At 43.4% G+C, this 15858-nt stretch carries 14 protein-coding genes and 1 tRNA gene; 8 read left to right on the top strand and 7 right to left on the bottom strand.

The window, feature by feature from the left end; genetic code table 11:
- Positions 1-364: 364 nt before the first annotated feature.
- Positions 365-769, bottom strand: coding sequence for a hypothetical protein (locus BMW98_RS02065; protein WP_090256730.1), 405 nt, complete (start codon positions 767-769; stop codon positions 365-367).
- A 99-nt stretch (positions 770-868) separates the two neighbouring features.
- Here BMW98_RS02065 and BMW98_RS02060 point away from each other — a divergent pair, with 99 nt between their 5' ends.
- Both BMW98_RS02060 and BMW98_RS02055 read left to right on the top strand, forming a co-directional pair.
- Positions 869-1441, top strand: coding sequence for a regulatory protein RecX (locus tag BMW98_RS02060; RefSeq protein ID WP_245733466.1), 573 nt, complete (start codon positions 869-871; stop codon positions 1439-1441).
- A 20-nt stretch (positions 1442-1461) separates the two neighbouring features.
- Positions 1462-1932 (top strand): hypothetical protein, encoded by a 471-nt coding sequence (locus BMW98_RS02055; protein WP_090256728.1) that lies wholly within the window; start codon positions 1462-1464, stop codon positions 1930-1932.
- Positions 1933-1942: 10 nt separating this feature from the next.
- Here BMW98_RS02055 and BMW98_RS02050 read toward each other — a convergent pair whose 3' ends face one another.
- Positions 1943-3118 carry a lipoprotein N-acyltransferase Lnb domain-containing protein gene (locus BMW98_RS02050; protein WP_090256727.1) on the bottom strand — a complete coding sequence of 392 codons (1176 nt, stop codon included), beginning with the start codon at positions 3116-3118 and terminating at the stop codon, positions 1943-1945.
- 87 nt (positions 3119-3205) lie between these two features.
- On the opposite strand from BMW98_RS02050, the gene BMW98_RS02045 reads away from it, so the two are divergent.
- Positions 3206-4228 carry an SPASM domain-containing protein gene (locus tag BMW98_RS02045; RefSeq protein ID WP_090256726.1) on the top strand — a complete coding sequence of 341 codons (1023 nt, stop codon included), beginning with the start codon at positions 3206-3208 and terminating at the stop codon, positions 4226-4228.
- 69 nt (positions 4229-4297) lie between these two features.
- Here the strand turns inward: BMW98_RS02045 and BMW98_RS02040 are convergent, their stop codons facing one another.
- The 5 genes from BMW98_RS02040 to BMW98_RS02020 form a co-directional block, all read right to left on the bottom strand.
- Positions 4298-5023 carry a pentapeptide repeat-containing protein gene (locus tag BMW98_RS02040; protein WP_090256725.1) on the bottom strand — a complete coding sequence of 242 codons (726 nt, stop codon included), beginning with the start codon at positions 5021-5023 and terminating at the stop codon, positions 4298-4300.
- 145 nt (positions 5024-5168) lie between these two features.
- Positions 5169-5657, bottom strand: a complete 489-nt coding sequence (locus BMW98_RS02035) for a DUF4920 domain-containing protein (protein WP_090256724.1) — start codon at positions 5655-5657, stop codon at positions 5169-5171.
- 63 nt (positions 5658-5720) lie between these two features.
- Entirely contained in the window at positions 5721-6047 is a 327-nt protein-coding gene (locus BMW98_RS02030; RefSeq protein WP_090256723.1) for a hypothetical protein, read from the bottom strand.
- Positions 6044-7159 carry a DUF4249 family protein gene (locus BMW98_RS02025; RefSeq protein WP_090256722.1) on the bottom strand — a complete coding sequence of 372 codons (1116 nt, stop codon included), beginning with the start codon at positions 7157-7159 and terminating at the stop codon, positions 6044-6046. The genes BMW98_RS02030 and BMW98_RS02025 overlap by 4 nt, the downstream gene beginning before the upstream one ends.
- Positions 7159-9615: a TonB-dependent receptor gene (locus tag BMW98_RS02020; RefSeq protein ID WP_090256721.1), complete on the bottom strand. Its 2457-nt coding sequence runs from the start codon at positions 9613-9615 to the stop codon at positions 7159-7161. Before BMW98_RS02020 ends, BMW98_RS02025 begins: the two co-directional genes overlap by 1 nt.
- Before the next feature lie 198 nt (positions 9616-9813).
- Here BMW98_RS02020 and BMW98_RS02015 point away from each other — a divergent pair, with 198 nt between their 5' ends.
- The 5 genes from BMW98_RS02015 to BMW98_RS01995 all read left to right on the top strand — a co-directional run bounded on the left by BMW98_RS02015 (position 9814) and on the right by BMW98_RS01995 (position 15788).
- Complete coding sequence (locus tag BMW98_RS02015) at positions 9814-12453, top strand: WG repeat-containing protein (RefSeq protein ID WP_090256720.1); 2640 nt, start codon at positions 9814-9816, stop codon at positions 12451-12453.
- Positions 12454-12464: 11 nt separating this feature from the next.
- Positions 12465-14096 carry an alkaline phosphatase PafA gene (gene pafA, locus BMW98_RS02010; RefSeq protein WP_090256719.1) on the top strand — a complete coding sequence of 544 codons (1632 nt, stop codon included), beginning with the start codon at positions 12465-12467 and terminating at the stop codon, positions 14094-14096.
- Positions 14097-14303: 207 nt separating this feature from the next.
- Positions 14304-14543 (top strand): GIY-YIG nuclease family protein, encoded by a 240-nt coding sequence (locus tag BMW98_RS02005; RefSeq protein ID WP_090256718.1) that lies wholly within the window; start codon positions 14304-14306, stop codon positions 14541-14543.
- Positions 14534-14610, top strand: a tRNA-Ala gene (locus tag BMW98_RS02000). The genes BMW98_RS02005 and BMW98_RS02000 overlap by 10 nt, the downstream gene beginning before the upstream one ends.
- A 77-nt stretch (positions 14611-14687) precedes the next feature.
- On the top strand, positions 14688-15788 hold the full coding sequence (locus tag BMW98_RS01995) for an adenylate/guanylate cyclase domain-containing protein (protein WP_222843594.1): 1101 nt from the start codon (positions 14688-14690) through the stop codon (positions 15786-15788).
- Positions 15789-15858: the final 70 nt, after the last annotated feature.

Below are 15858 nucleotides of genomic sequence, written 5' to 3'. Positions count from 1 at the left end.
TTTTTCAGTTGAGCCTCAAATATACTTTTTCCCATAGAAGTATGTAATTGATTTGAGGATGATTTGACTTAAGAGGGTAGAGATTTGGCGTTTGGTGGTGGGTAGGGTTGGTGTTGGCTCATTATATAAACCAAGGTAAGGTCTAAAGCCGCGAATAAGCTTTGACAAACTTTTACTTCGTGGTTCTGCAGAAAATTAGGCTGTAAAAGGATTGGGGGCTTAAAGTTTGTCAAAGCTTGGTAGGTGCCATTGGCCGACCCCTAGATGAGCGATTTCCGCTACCCTAACCCTGAAGGAGGCTAATGGATTCAGTTTCTAAGTATAATCACTAATTGGTCTTAGCGAGACAAAAAGACCTGTCGGTTTAGTAAACCACAACTGATAACAGATAGGGAGGAATGAATAGCAGAACAAAACCAATGACAATAAAATGCCAAGCTTTAATCCACCTATTGACCGGGCTATTTTTATAATTCACAGTTAGTTTTTCTAAAAAACCCTTTCTTCTATACCGGAATTGATTGCAAATATCAATCAAAACATAAAGTCCTATTGCATAAAAATACCCGCCATCTCCCAAAGAGCGAAGCAAATCAATAAGAGAGAAACTTTTAGAAAACAACATCTCCAAGATGAACAAAAAAGCATAAATCACTAAAAATTGAAGAAAGGATAAATAGGTAATAGCCGAACCCAGAGGCCCATAATTCTTCTCTCTCTTTTTATAGAATTTATAAATAGTTAAAAAAGTATGATCAAATATGCCCATACCACTTACGTGAACTGTTGCCCTTGCTATCGCTCTTCAATCACAAGTTATAACAAGTTTTTAGTTTGGCCGACCCTTCGGCCGCGCTCAGGGTGAAAAATGAAGAGGGCCCAACCCCAAGGGGAGCTAAATGGGGTCTGTTTCTTTCAATCCCTTATCTTTGGAATGATGTACTACGAGCGACAGAAAAAGCCAAAACCTCCTTTAGACTATAAATCGGCACTGCAAAAGGTTGCGGATTATTGTGCTTATCAGGAGCGGTCGCAGCAGCAGGTACGCGACAAGCTTTACGACTACGGCCTACACCACGATGAAGTGGAAGAGGCCATTAGCGAACTGATTACCCAAGGCTTTATTAATGAAGAGCGCTTTGCCCGTGCCTATGTGCGCGGCAAATTCAGAATGCGCGGTTGGGGCAGGAACAAAATTCGCCAAGGCATTCGGCAGCACAAGATATCGGACTATTGCCTGCGCAAAGGTTTTGAGGAAATTAACCCCAAGGCTTACTACGAAAAGCTATTAGAACACACCGAAAAGAAGTATTGCAGCATTAGCGCTAATTCGGAATACATCATCAAAGGTAAACTGACCCAGCACCTAATGGGCAAAGGCTTTGAAGGCGACTTAATTCGCGAAGCAATTGAAGAGGTTTTGAGTAAGGGGGGTGATTAAATCTACATCATACTAGTTCTATGTCGAGAGAGCACTCATTTAAACTGACCATATCAAATAATGCTACTGAAAAGGAAGGTATTAATTACTTAATTAAGCAACACACTGGTTTTTTCAAGATAGATAAAGAGATGAAGAAAGTTCTTTTGGACAAGGTGAGTCAACCTTACCGATTTCTTCAATCCTTTGATGTTGTTTACATTCCTAGACTAAAAGGAATTGAATTCAAGGAACAACACATTGAAACACATCTTGACGAATTACTTTTTATTGAATTGAAGACCACGAAGAAATTCCTACCTGAAAACCCTAAAGGGTTCTTTTTTGGAGCAACCGAAAATGAATTTGACTTTGGTCAGGCGCTTGGAGATAAATTTAGGTTCTGCTTTGTTTGCCTAAACCCGGAATCTTTATCCTATAAACTTCTGACTCTAGAAGAGCTTGATAAGATCATCAAAAATAAGAGAATTCAGTTTCAAATTAACTTATGAATTTGAATTTCTATTTCCTAGCCAAACCTTGTTGCCATAAAAACACATAGCGGAAGGCAAACATGACCATTAGTGGTAGCATGCCAATATTGAATACCTGAAAACGGGTAATCCACACAATGGCCATAGCCACTAGCAGAATCACCAAAAATCGGCTATAAACGCGTGCCCAAACAGGTGGGGTTCTTTTTAGTAAAAAGAATGCAACCACAATGTTCGGCATAAATGCCCAAAGGATGTTCATGTTGTTTACCGTGGTGGTATGGTGGGTGCCAAACCAAAGAAAAACCACCAGGGTGCCTACCAAACCAGTAACAAAGAAAATGGAGAAGTCGACTGCTCGGCTGCGCTGCTTTTTCAGGTAATCGCGTAAGGTGAGAGCAATTACTAAAATGGATAAAACGGTAAACACTATCCAAGGATCGAGCGTGTCTTTGCGCTGCTCGTAAAAATCGGTGGTGTTGAGGTCTCTTGCGTATTTTATTGCTAGTCGCTCAGAGCCATTGCGGGTAATGGTTGCGTGCTCGTAGGCCGAATGCACATAATCGGGCAAATACATGCGGTCTTCAATACTGGCTTTCTTATCAACCAAATTGCCCAAACCAATGTCGATACCCAAGTCCCACCATGGGTGATTAAAAGCATTTTCGTCTACCAAATCGCGCAGTGTGGCTTCTTCAGTCAAAAAGTCATCGTGAAAAACCAGCTTATCGCCCAGCACATCTTTTACCACATCGCGCAGTTTGGTGGCACAGTTATCGTAAAACTGATCGTAGCGGTAGTACATGTTTTCCGGCTGGCGGTTTGTTTCCAAAAAGTTGAAAATCGCCTGCTTCTCTTCCGCAGTTATATCCAGCACTTGCTCCTTAACCCAACGGTTTTGGTATTCATAAACATAGAGAAACCGATCAAAATCAGTGGTTGCCAGTTTATAGTCGGCATTCCCCATGGCGAATTTCACATAAAATCCTTCCTCGAAAGAGTCGTAAGAGCCATAATTATAGGCGCGATCTAACCCCAAGGCCGGATCTTTTATCCTGAACGCACTGTGCCCAAAGCAATCGTACAGATATTTTCCCGGCCCAATGGTAATTAGGCTCACCTCAGCATCTTCAGAAAGTGTGGGGTACTGCGCTTGTGCCTGAAAGCCAAGCAAGAGCAACAATAGACATACGATTTGCTTCATCCACCAAAACTAATTGTTTTACAAAAAACGAAGGTCAAAAAGGTGGTGCAATTTTGTAGCCCAAAGTCGCGGGCGTAACTTGTCGCTGTGAATCGCAATTGGAAAGACGGACTAAACTACGCTAGCAAACTGAGCCCGCTCCGTTTTTGGAACATGCTGCAGTTGGTAGGCAGCTACTACCTTTCCAAGGCTTTGAGACGCCCGATTCACTATGGTATGCCCACCAGTATTTCGCTAGAACCTACCACCAGCTGCAACTTGCGCTGCCCCGAATGCCCCAGCGGACTGAGGCAGTTTTCGCGCCCCACGGGCATGCTGAATGATAAGGTTTATGAACAGGTAATAGATGAACTGGCGCCACGGCTTACTTACCTCATTTTCTATTTTCAGGGTGAACCCTATTTGAACCCTAAATTTTTAGAACATGTGGCTTACGCCAACAAACGAAAGATTTATACCGCTACTTCTACCAACGCGCATTATTTGAATGATGATGTAGCTAGAAAAACGGTGGCTTCTGGCCTGGATAGGCTCATTATCTCTATTGATGGAACTACACAAGATGTGTACGAGCAATATCGCAAGGGAGGAAAACTAGCAAAGGTGATTGAAGGAACGAAAAATGTGGTGAAGTGGAAAAAGGAGCTAAAGTCGAGAACGCCACACATCATCTTTCAGTATTTGGTTGTGAAGCCGAATGAGCACCAGTTAGAGGATGTGAAAAAGTTGGCAGACGAGCTAGGGGTTGATGAAGTAGCCTTTAAAACCGCGCAGATCTACGATTATGAAGATGGCTCAGAGCTTATTCCGACAATCGAAAAATACAGCCGCTACAAACAGTTAAAATCTGGAAAGTGGGCTATTAAAAATCGTTTGGTTAATCACTGCTGGAAAATGTGGCATTCTTGCGTAATCACCTGGGACGGCAAAGTGGTGCCCTGCTGCTTTGATAAAGATGCACATCATCAATTGGGCGAAATGAGCGAAACTTCTTTTAAGGCTGTTTGGAAAGGATCCTCTTACCGCAACTTCCGCCAGGCGCTTATCCGCTCTCGCAGCGAAATTGAAATTTGTAAAAACTGCTCTGAAGGCACTGAGGTTTGGGCTTAGTACACTTCGGCAAAAAGAAAAGGCCGCTCTAAGAACGGCCCTGTCGGTTGTATCTATAGGTAACTTAGTTTAGTTGTCAAGTAAAGCGCGGTTAAAGCTTCTGCCATTTACTTCTGCGTATTTTGTGATTAGGTCCCAACGAACGTTCATTCCTTTCGATTCGAAGTCACCACGGATTTTAGTGTATTTCATATCCAAAGAACCATCGAATTTAGCTGCGGTAAAGTTGGCGCCATCTCTGAATTCGGTGTATTTGAAAATGGCATCATCGTCAAAGTAAGTATTAGAGAAGTCAGCGCTGCGCTCGAATTCCGCGTACTTAAAGGTGTTGTCATCGTTGAATTTGGACCCAGCAAAAGAAGCGTTTTCCTCGAAGGTAGAGTACTTAAACATAGCGTTGCGCTCGAAGGTACAGTTCTCGAAAGTCACCTCTTTTTCAAAGTCGGCAGTAAAAGTGTACTCTGAGCGATTATCGTGATAGTAAGCGATTACGTCATCTTCAAAAGTTACGTTCTTAAAGCTCACGCGCGACTCTATCCATTCGTTCACGGTGTTGTCCCCACCATCTCTCCACCATCTTCTTCTGGTAGGCAGGTCTTCTTTCTTTTCGTCCATAAAGGTAAAGTCTAGAGCTCCCTTTACAGTTACGTTTTCATAGCTCACATCTTTTCCTGCTTTAATGGCAGCTATAATTTCATTGGCATCAACCGTGTTTTGTGCTTTTGCACTAAAGGCAAAGAGCAAACTGAATGCGAAAATGGTTAAAAGTGATTTGATTGTTTTTTGAGTTTTCATGACCAATTAGTGTTTAATATGTTAGACCGATGTAAACGTGCTTCGTTACATCAAACAGCTAAAAGATGTTGAAAACTCATAAAGGGTTGCACAAAAAAAGCCGACACTTAAAAAAATGTCGGCTTAGAGTTTCTTCAGGCAGGTCTTACTCCGTTGTTTCTTCGGTAATGTCGTAAATGATTACGCCATTGGCTACAAAGGCAAGCTCTTCCTTATCTTCTGTAATCTGCTCTATTTCTTCTTGTGGTTTGCCGGCATCTTCCGCATAATGGCGAAGTGTCTCTACATCGGTAATGGTTTTGGTTAGTATGCCATCAATAATGGCTACATTACCCTCCATACCTTCGCTTGGTACAAAGAAACCGTAATCCTTAAAGGTTACGCGCATTTCTTCACCATCAGGCATTACTAGGTTCATCCAGCAGCCCTTCATAGCGCATGTGGCTGTAATTTCGCCTTTCACTTTTACGTTTACCGAGTCGGCCTGCTCAAGCTTGGCTAGCATTTCTGACGGGGTAATTACACCCTCTGTAGTGATTTCTTCACCATACTTGCCTACCAAAGTGCCTTCAGACTTTTCTTGCTGACAGCTAAAAATCGTTGCAATAATTGCTATAAAAAGTAAGTTTCTCATTGTTCTCGTGTTTTCCTCAAAAATATTAATAAAGCCTGCTTTAGAGAAGCCAGAAGTAAAATATTATTCACTTTTCGAGTTTTTTTGTAACTCCTCTATGGTAAGCCTCAGGTATTCTAGCGCTTCTTGAGGCGAAGCAATAGCTTGTTGATGATTTGAAATGTAAGGCTCGCCTTCACCACGCATTAACCATTCGGCTGAAATTTTCTGACCGTCTTTTTCCAATGCCAACAGTTTTTCCAATACGGGGCCACTCGGGTAGCTCAACCTTCCTTTAGGGTTAACAATATTGAACATAACGGAGCTGGAAACCTCCAGTCGCTTTGCAAATGCATTTTCGCTGTCTCCAAAATCCTGAATTAACCAGGCAACACGTGTATTAATACTCATTCGAAATAGCTCGGCCGCTGTTGGCTGTGGTATGGTTGTCGGTCGCAAAATATGCAAACTTCGGGAAGTATCTTCTCATCAACCAAACAAGATGGGCACATGTAAGGCACACTGGTAATTCTGCGGTACATTTCTGAGCCAGTGGTTTGGCAGGGTCTTTCAAAGAAAATATTCAGGTCATCGTTGGTTACCAATGTGCGGGCGGTATCTAGCGCAATCACCTCAAAAAAGCCCAGCACATTCTCGTTTGGATCGGAACTGGTAATGTTGCCAGGGACAGAAGCGGGCGGAATATCAAATATGGATCCCGACCGTGCGGTAATGGTATTCACCCGACTCCAATATTCGTGTGCCTCTTTGGTAATGGAAGATTGAATTACGCTGAAATAGTGCTTTCTATCGAAAGTATAGTCTAAGAAACGAATGGCCATTTCGCGCGGAGCGATAAAATCTGGTCTAACTTCGGTTCCGTCTAGCAGCATTATTTCCTGCTGATTTAGCGGAATTTCGGCATAGCAAACCATGGGGGTATAAAAAGGAAAATGGCTATTAGGCAGTGATGCTCCAACTAACGGATAGGTTTCTTCTACATGCCAGCGCAAAAAGAATTCGTTCGGTTTATTATAAATATTGGTGCTAGCTGTAACCCTGATGGCGTCTCTAACCACAGTAACTCCGGTAGAGGAAATAGTGGTGTGCTCTATGCGCTCCCAAGAAACATCGTCTTGCCCGACTAACTCAGGCATTTGTTGCAAGGGGCTTGTATAAGTAGCACCATCTATGTTTACTTCTAACCTAAATTGGCTGCCCACTTGTTGGTTCAACACGCCATAGGGTAATTCGTAAATGCCATTGCCAATGTAGTTGAGTTGGGCGGCATTGTCTTGTTGGTCGAAAATCAATACACGGGCACTTTCTATTGGCAAAGGATCTTCTCCATTGGGTTGTGTGCGCGTAACAGTTACGGTATTGCCTACAGAACTATTGCTCACGCGGCCAAAGATCACCAGTTTTCCGCCTACCTCATCTGTGTCCAAGTCTATTACCTGAGTGCAACCAACAGCCATTAGTATAAGGGCCAAAGCGTAAATGAATATGTACTTTTTATGCATCAGAATTGGAAGTTATAGGTTAAGGTAGGGAAGGCAGCTCCGAGTACAGTAAGTCTGTGCGGTCGGGGCAAAAGACCAAAATCGTCTGGTCTTTTAAAGAATACAGAGTAGGCATTCTTTCGGGCCAGCACATTGTAAATACCAATTGTAAGCGTGCCCTTATATCGCCTATCGGCAAGCTTATCGCGCAATTCCGCTTTCAAAATATCTCTGCCAAAAGTAAAGCTTAGGTCAACCCTGAAGTAATCGGGAATGCGGTAAGCATTGCGGTCAGAGAAATCAGGAATAATGGTGCCATCAATTCTGTAGTTCGACTCTATGGCATTAATGGGACGGCCTGTGTTGTAAACAATATTCCAATTGAAAGAACTTGAGCCTCTTAACTGCACGGTAGACACAAAGGAGAAACTATGAGTTCTGTCAAAGTTGGCAGGGTACCATTCGCCATCGTTAATGGTTTCGTCTGGCTCATCGCCAACCATTTGTACTTCGGTACGACCAAGCGTGTAGGCCAACCAACCAGTGAGTACTCCCTTAGATTTTTTGAGGAAAAGCTCCAACCCATAAGCCCTTCCCTTTCCGGCCAATACATCCGTTTCCAAATGGTCGTTCATTAACAAATCCACAAAATCCTTATAGTCCAGCAGGTTATCCATTGCCCTGTAATAAACCTCTGCCGAAAGCTCATATTTATTATCTGCATAGTTTTTAAATAGACCAATGGAGTAGTTATTACTAATCAGCGGTTTAAAGTAGGTGTTGCTTAGCTGTAGTTCGTCAGTAGGTGTTGCCGCAGCACTGTTGGATAGCGTATGAATAAATTGCTGTGTTCGATTAAAGCTAAGCTTAACCGAAGTAGATTCATTGAACTTATAGCGAACGCCTATTCTCGGTTCCAGACCACTATACGATTTTATTTTATCGCCCTTTCCATAGGCAATGGTATCTGTAATGTTCTCAACCAAAATTGGTTTTGTTGGGTCATATTGATACACATTGTATGGCCCCACATTTTGAAAGAAAGCATAGCGCAGGCCTAACGATACACCCAATCGCTGTCCTATTTCCATTTCATCATTGATAAAAAGCGCATACTCGTTGCCACTTTCTTTGTCAACTGTTTCGGGCACAATGCCTGAGTTATCGCCAAGTGGAGTAGAGGTTTCGTCCTTCAAATCGTACCGAACGTAGTCTGCGCCAAAGGTTAGGTTGTTCTTTTCAGATACATTGTAATAAAACGTCTGATTGGCCTGCCAATAGTCTACGCCATTGTTGACTTCGGCTGCATCTACACCAGAAGGATCAAAAAGCTGACTTCGATAGTCGCCCTTTACCACCCTTGTGGAAGAGACCAACCTATCGGAAATGGCGCTGCGCCAGTTTAGGTTGAAAATATCGGTGTTCCACCTGAAGCCAAATTCATCGGTGTATTTAAAGTAATCGCCACTTTTGTAATAGCTCAAATTCAGTCTGTTCGATGCGTTTATCCTCTGGGTGAGTTTTAGGTTCACATCGTGGAAACGCGCACTACTGTTTACCACATCTATGTTCTTAGATTGCTTCAAAACCCAATCGGAGTAGGATGCCCTTGCTGCCACCAGAAAGCGTGTACTGCCTTTGTTAATAGGGCCTTCGGCCAATAGCCTACTGGCCACCAACCCAAGGCCACCTTTTACATTTACCCTTTCTGTGTTGCCTTCCTTCATGTTTACATCTAGCACAGACGAAACGCGGCCACCATAATTTGCGGGCATATTGCCTTTATACAGCGTGAAATTATCAGTAGCATCTGGGTTGAAAGATGAGAAGAAACCTAACACATGGTTGGCGTTAAAGAGTATGGCGCCATCTTGCAAAATCAGGTTCTGATCTGTTCGCCCCCCGCGCACATTAAACCCACTGGCACCTTCGCCAACAGAGCCAACGCCAGGCAGTGCCTTTAAGCTGCTAATCACATCAACCTCGCCCATAAATGTTGGCAGGCTTTCAATTTCTTTAATGCTCAATTGATTTACCCCGGCATTAATCACTGCTATGTTTCGGTCTTCTCCTTGAGCCTCAATGGTTACTTGCTGCAGGGCGGTCACCTCGTCTTTCAAAGTAACCTCAATGCTTCCGTTGCCAACAATTTGTACTGGAATCGTTTTCGATTGTTTACCCAAAAACTGGAAAATAAGCGTGTAGGAGCCTGTATTTATGGTGAATTCGAAACTGCCGTCTTCTGTAGTTATTACACCTATGTTGGTGTTTTTTACGGCTACAGTAGCCGAGAAAAGCCCTGAGCGCTCTTCTTTACCCAATACCTTGCCCTTTACCAGCACCCGCCCGGTAGAGGTTTTGTTCGGGTCACCTATTAGTACTCGGGTGTCCTCGGTTTGTGCCCTTACTGAAAAGGAAAAAATAAGGCACAGCGATAAAAGTAGTACAGTCAGTACAGCGTGCAATCGTTTGTTCATGTTAGCGCGTTAATTATGAACTTACTGTAACATACTCTTTTTCAGTTAAAACTTATGCTGGCTAATCATACAAAGGGGTAATTTATTGTGTGAATGCCGCTACTACCAAATACTATACCCGATGTAACAAGTTTTAACGGGCTAGTTAATGGCATTTGCTTTGCGTATTATTATTTTTGCACGCTTAAAGATTTGACGTTGAGGGGAAAGCTACTAATTGCCGTGTATTTGACGAGCCTGTTTACGGTTTGGAATATCGACATTCCAAAGCGGGCGTTCCGTCATTACGAAAAGGGAGACTTGGATAAAGCCAGAGAGGACTTGGATAAGGCCGTAAAAAAGGACACCCTAAACCCAGCGGCTTACGCTTTGTATGCCCAGCTTTTTTCAGATTCTACCTACACCGCATACAATGTGGATACGGCCTATTGGGCAGTAACAAAATCCATTAGCCAGCTAAAGCTTATTAGCGACCCTAAAGACCTTGAGGATTTAAAGGAGTATAAAACAGACTCGGTAAGTTTAGAGGCACAAAAAGATAGAATTGATGCCTTAAAGTTTGAAGAGGTTAAGGCCATTCACACCATCGACAAGTACAATGTTTTTATAAACAGGCATACCGATGCTAATCAGGTGCCGCAAGCCATCGATTTAAGAGATCATATTGCATTTGAAGACGCGCAGCGTATTAACCTATGGCAAAGCTACGAGTCTTTTATGGAGGAGTACCCAGAAGCAAAAGACTATCCGCTTGCCGATAGCCTTCACAAAAAGCTGCTTTATGAAGACCTAACAGCTGATAAAACACTAGACAGTTATATCGACTTTTTGGAAGAATACCCGCAGTCGCCTTACCGCGATGAAATTGAAGTGGAGATATTCAACGCCACTACTGGAGTTAACACTATTGAAAGCTACGTGCAGTTTTTGAACCGCTACCCAAGCACCGCTTTAGCCGATAAAATTGCCAACAGGGTTTACCATTTGTACAAAGAACAATATGGTTCGGAAACATTCTTCGAGCATTTTAGCATTGGCAGCCAAATGGATTCGCTGGCCAATAGTGCATCGTTAGAAGCTGGTTTTTGGGTGCCAAAGTTTGAGAGTGGTCGCTACAGCCTTATTGATGCTAAGGGCGAAGTGAAGGTGATTACTTTCTTTAAGGAGTTACCGCAAAGCTACTTGTGCGAGCCTATTCTTACCGACTTTGTTTATGGCAGAATTAACGGACATAGCCGCATTCAGGGCAGAAATGGTCGCACTATTTACGAAGACGAATTTACCAGTGCCGAAGATGTAGGTTACGGATTGGTAGTAATCCAAAAGGCAGAAGGACAAATACTCATTCATAAGTCGGGCGAAGTAATTATTGAGGCGCCACAAGATGAAATCACGGTACTTTCAAACAGCTTTATTCGGACTTACGATAATGGCTTTTATGGACTAACCACGGTAAACGGTGTGCCTTATTTCGAAAATGAATTTTCGCAGATTGACACACTGCAGAGCTATTTATGGCTTGAAAAGGAAGAAGGAATAGCCTTGGTTCACCCTGAACAGTTACACGCTATTCTTTTAGGCAAAGACGAACCGCTGGCATTTGAGTATACAGATATAGACCTATTACCGAATGGCAGAATTTGGGCTGAAAAGAATGGTGAAGAGGGGATTTTAGATCTCAATTTCAATGAGGTAATTCCTTTTCAGAAAAGAGAAATTTATGACCGTGCCTATGGCTGGAAGTTTCAAGGCCCAAATGGTACCGAGGTTTGGCACGATGCATTTCCAGAACTGAAAGGGCAGCTTTTTGATGCAGTAAAAGACAACGATCGTTGGTTGGCGGTATCCAAAGACTCAAGTTGGACGCTTTACAACCAGTTGGCAAATGTTAAACCACAGCAGTTCGATTCGCTGCACCTGATGGGCGAAAACATGGTAATGGCCACCCGAAACGATTCTACTTGGGCGGTTTTCAAAAACGGTAAGCAAGTACTAATGACCAAGGAGTGGACACCGAGTTTGCTGGTGCCACAGAGCTACATAAAAACTGGCGAGCAGGCTAACCATGACTTTTTTATGCTGAGTAACTTTAAGAATTACCGCAAGATTTATAACGACAACGGCAAGGAAATTTTGGCCGCTACTTATAAAGAAGTAACTGCCTTAGACCCAGACATGCTTCGCTTGCAAAAGACCAACGCTGCGCTGGTAGATAGCCTAGGTGTGTTCTTGCTCGACTTTGTGTACGATGGCATGGGCTCCAACGAAAATGGGTATGTGAGCATTTTGGATGCTGGCAAAGTTGGCGTTATAAACCCCGCTAAAAGAATTTTGATAAAGCCGAACTACACTAAGCTAATTGAGCCTTATACCGATACCGTACTTGTAGCCGAAAAAGCGAATTTTAAGGGTTTTATCAATAAGCAGAACAAGCAGCTTTCGGGCTTCGATTTTGATGAAGTGCGCTACTGGAACGATACCCTCGCCATGGTACGGATAGAAGACGAGTGGATTCTACACAACATTGGCTTAGAAACCGCCCAGTATGAAGGCATGCTGGATTATACCTTAACCAAGGCCAACGATACCGAAAAGGTTATGCTGGTAACCACCGAAAATGGCCAGGGAATTTACAGCGATGTGCGAGGCGAAATAATTGAGCCAACCTACGATGTCATTAAGGTATTGGGAACAGAAGCAGAAAGCCTGTATTTTGCAGTGAAAATCGTAGAAGAGGCAAACATCTACGTAATTATCTACTTTGATGGTAATGGTAACAAACTATTTACCCAGAGCCTTAGCCAAGATGAGTATTTTCAGATAGCTTGCCCTTCTTAATAAGAAGACCAATGAAAAAATTATTTTTTGGCGCCCTGTTGGCACTTTTTATTGCCCAACCAGTTAGCGCTCAAACCCAAGAAAAACCCAAGATCATAGTTGGTATTGTAGTAGACCAAATGAAACAAGAGTACGTTTGGCGATTCTACGATCACTTTGGCGAAGGTGGCTTTAAGCGCCTTGTTGAGGGCGGCTTTATGGCCAAAAACGGGCATTATAATTATGCCTCAACAAGCACTGGCCCTGGCCACGCTTCGGTTTACACCGGAACTACACCATCGGTACACGGCATTGTTAATAACAGCTGGTATAGCCGCAGGTTGAAAAGAAGTGTTTACTGTGCGGAAGATACTACCGTGCAGGCCGTTGGCGGTTACAACCGCAATGGGCTTATTTCTCCGGCCAACCTTTATAGCTCTACCATTACCGATGAGCTAAAAATGGCAACCCAACAACGCGGAAAAGTAATTGCTATGTCCATAAAAGACCGTGGTTCTGCCTTGCCTGGCGGCCACCTATCTGACGGTTCTTACTGGTTCGATACCCAAACTGGTAACTTTATGACATCTACTTTCTACATGGATGAACTACCGAAGTGGGTGAGCGATTTCAACGCACAGAAGAAACCAGATGAGTATTTGAGCAAAACTTGGAATACCCTTAAGCCGATTGAAACTTATGTTGAAAGTGGTGAAGATAATTCTAAATACGAAGGTGGTTTTAGAGGCAAAGACACTCCAACTTTCCCATATGACTTGGCTAGCCTAAAAGGCAGCAATGGCAACTGGGGCATGCTGCCAAGCACTCCTTTTGGTAATACTATTTTGGCCGATCTTGCCCTAGAGGCAATTAAAAGCGAAGATCTTGGCGGTGACGATATCACCGATTTCCTAGCGGTAAGCTTTTCCAGTACCGATTATATAGGTCATAACTTTGGGCCACAATCCAAAGAGGTGCAAGACACTTACATTCGTTTGGACAGAGAAATTAAGCGTTTGCTAGACGCACTAGACGCTAAAGTTGGCAAGGGTAACTATACCGTGTTTTTGAGTGCTGACCATGCTGTGGCCGAAAACAGCATCCGCATGAAAGACCTTGGTTTTAAAGCCGACAACATCAGCACAAGAGCTGTTGCCGGTTTTGTTAATTCCGAATTGGTAAGCAAGTATGGTGAAGGCGACTGGATTGAAGCGCGTGGAACGGACATCTTCTTAAACCACGATGTAATTGACGAAAAGAAGCTTGACCTATACGAACTTCAGCTTTTTGTAAGCCAAAAGGCAATGGAGTTTCCGGGCGTATATTTAGCCATACCAGGCACCGATTTGGTGCGCAATAGCTACACTGAAAAAATGCGCGCACTTATGCAGCGTGCTTACCACCCAAAGGAGTCGGGCGATGTAAAGCTTATTTTAGAGCCGGCTTGGCAAGGTGGAGGAAGCACCGGCACAGGCCACGGCAACCCGTGGAATTACGATACACATGTACCGGTAATTTTCTATGGCTGGGGCATTAATGAAGGTGCGCAGTCTGTGCGTGAGATACACATTACGGATATTGCACCAACCATAAGCATGTTAATGAATATGCGTTTGCCAAGTGGTGCAACAGGGCAGCCTGTTTTTGAGGCATTGAAAGACTAATTAGCAAGCCATCTCGAAGGTAATGTTAGTGTTGAACCAATCTACGGTAGCACATGCTTTACTTTTGAGATGGCTTTTTTACTGAATCTGTTTCCAGTATTCAGTTCAACTACTATATTTGCGAACTCTTCGGGGGGGTAGCTCAGCTGGCTACCCGCCCGATACGTACCGTCTCGGTACAGACGGGGAGCGCTACACTGGCAGTTTATGTACGTATATGTGTTAAGAAGTGAAAAAGACCAGACCCAATATGTGGGAATGAGTAAGGAGCCTGAAAGAAGGCTCGAAAAAGAACATAATGTAGGAAAGGTTAAATCTACCAAGTCGAAGATGCCTTGGAAGATTATTTATATTGAGTACTACGAAACAAGAGAAGAAGCTCGCCAGCGAGAAAAGTATCTGAAAAGTGCTGCTGGTAGAAGGTTTCGAAAAAACTTGGGGGTTTAGCTCAGCTGGCTAGAGCGCTACACTGGCAGTGTAGAGGTCACCGGTTCGAATCCGGTATCCTCCACCAAACCAAAAGCCTTGCAGTAATGCAGGGCTTTTTTGTTTTCTGTCACACAATTGTCACACTTTCCCTATTTTAGAAAGATGTTTTCCTTTTACTCTCCTAAGGCCAAAAGAAATATTGCTCGGATTATTCCCTTCGCAATTATTTGGGTGGTTATGGGCTGGATCATCCTTTATTTGGAACATGTAGCCAGTATAAACGGGGTTGTGGATGACGAAACCGCTATACACCTAAACTTCCCCGTAGTCCTTTTTGCTACTGTTTCTGTGGCCCTTATTGGCTTATTGGTGGGTGTTATGGAGGTAGTTTGGCTCGAAAAGGTTTTTCGAAAGCGCAGCTTCGCCCAAAAGCTGTTCTATAAGTTCGGCCTCTACGCGCTAACAATGCTTGTCATCATCAGTATTGCCTATCCGATTGCCGCTAGTATTGAGCTCAAAACAGGCTTGTTTAGCCAAGCTGTACAAGAAAAGTTCTTTGGTTTTATGCTAAGTCCTGTGTTTTGGAGCACCATGGTGGGTATGGGTACAAGTTTGTTTCTGTGTCTTTTTTATGCCGGAATCAGCGAAAACCTGGGGCATAAAGTAATGCTCAACTTTTTTACCGGCAAATATCACAGCCCGAAGGAGGAGGAGCGCATTTTTATGTTTCTCGATTTGAAAGCCTCTACAACAATAGCAGAAAAGTTAGGGCATGTACGTTACTTCAACTTCCTGCAAGAGTATTACGATAACCTGAGCGATGCCATTATAGCCCATCAAGGGGAGGTCTACCAGTATATTGGCGATGAAATTGTGGTGTCTTGGCGGAATGAATTGGGCCTTAAGTCTAATAACTGTATAGAATGCTTTTTTGCCATGAAACGCGATTTGCAAAAGCGCTGGCCCTTTTATGAGGCACAATATGGTTTTAAACCTAGTTTTAAAGCAGCCATGCATTTTGGCAGGGTTACAACGGGCGAAATTGGAGCACTAAAAAAAGAGATTTTTTATACAGGTGATGTGTTGAATACTACCGCTCGCATTCAAGGGCTATGCAATGAGTATGGAGAGGAACTGTTAATCTCTGAGGCATTACAAGCACAGCTCTCGCTTGATACAAAGTACCAGACTAAGTCGCACGGAACGGCAGTGCTTAAAGGCAAAGCCAGCAGCTTAGAAATTGTGGGGGTGAGGAAAAGTTAATCTCTAGTCATTCTGAGAATAGCGAAAAATCTTATCAGAGCTGTAATGTGCCAATAGGCGCTGCGCTCAG

It is taken from the genome of Roseivirga pacifica (assembly GCF_900111145.1).
GTDB classification, from domain to species: domain Bacteria; phylum Bacteroidota; class Bacteroidia; order Cytophagales; family Cyclobacteriaceae; genus Roseivirga; species Roseivirga pacifica.
The sequence above is the reverse complement of the archived record's forward strand: the minus strand, read 5'-3'. Positions and strand labels throughout refer to the sequence as shown.

What these genes read in the sequence shown, in the direction of transcription:
- BMW98_RS02065 (WP_090256730.1), bottom strand. Translation starts at nt 769, where the DNA reads ATGGGCATATTTGATCATACTTTTTTAACTATTTATAAATTCTATAAA.
- BMW98_RS02060 (WP_245733466.1), top strand. Translation starts at nt 869, where the DNA reads ATGAAGAGGGCCCAACCCCAAGGGGAGCTAAATGGGGTCTGTTTCTTT.
- BMW98_RS02055 (WP_090256728.1), top strand. Translation starts at nt 1,462, where the DNA reads ATGTCGAGAGAGCACTCATTTAAACTGACCATATCAAATAATGCTACT.
- BMW98_RS02050 (WP_090256727.1), bottom strand. Translation starts at nt 3,118, where the DNA reads ATGAAGCAAATCGTATGTCTATTGTTGCTCTTGCTTGGCTTTCAGGCA.
- BMW98_RS02040 (WP_090256725.1), bottom strand. Translation starts at nt 5,023, where the DNA reads ATGAAAACTCAAAAAACAATCAAATCACTTTTAACCATTTTCGCATTC.
- BMW98_RS02035 (WP_090256724.1), bottom strand. Translation starts at nt 5,657, where the DNA reads ATGAGAAACTTACTTTTTATAGCAATTATTGCAACGATTTTTAGCTGT.
- BMW98_RS02030 (WP_090256723.1), bottom strand. Translation starts at nt 6,047, where the DNA reads ATGAGTATTAATACACGTGTTGCCTGGTTAATTCAGGATTTTGGAGAC.
- BMW98_RS02025 (WP_090256722.1), bottom strand. Translation starts at nt 7,159, where the DNA reads ATGCATAAAAAGTACATATTCATTTACGCTTTGGCCCTTATACTAATG.
- BMW98_RS02020 (WP_090256721.1), bottom strand. Translation starts at nt 9,615, where the DNA reads ATGAACAAACGATTGCACGCTGTACTGACTGTACTACTTTTATCGCTG.
- pafA (WP_090256719.1), top strand. Translation starts at nt 12,465, where the DNA reads ATGAAAAAATTATTTTTTGGCGCCCTGTTGGCACTTTTTATTGCCCAA.
- BMW98_RS02005 (WP_090256718.1), top strand. Translation starts at nt 14,304, where the DNA reads ATGTACGTATATGTGTTAAGAAGTGAAAAAGACCAGACCCAATATGTG.
- BMW98_RS01995 (WP_222843594.1), top strand. Translation starts at nt 14,688, where the DNA reads ATGTTTTCCTTTTACTCTCCTAAGGCCAAAAGAAATATTGCTCGGATT.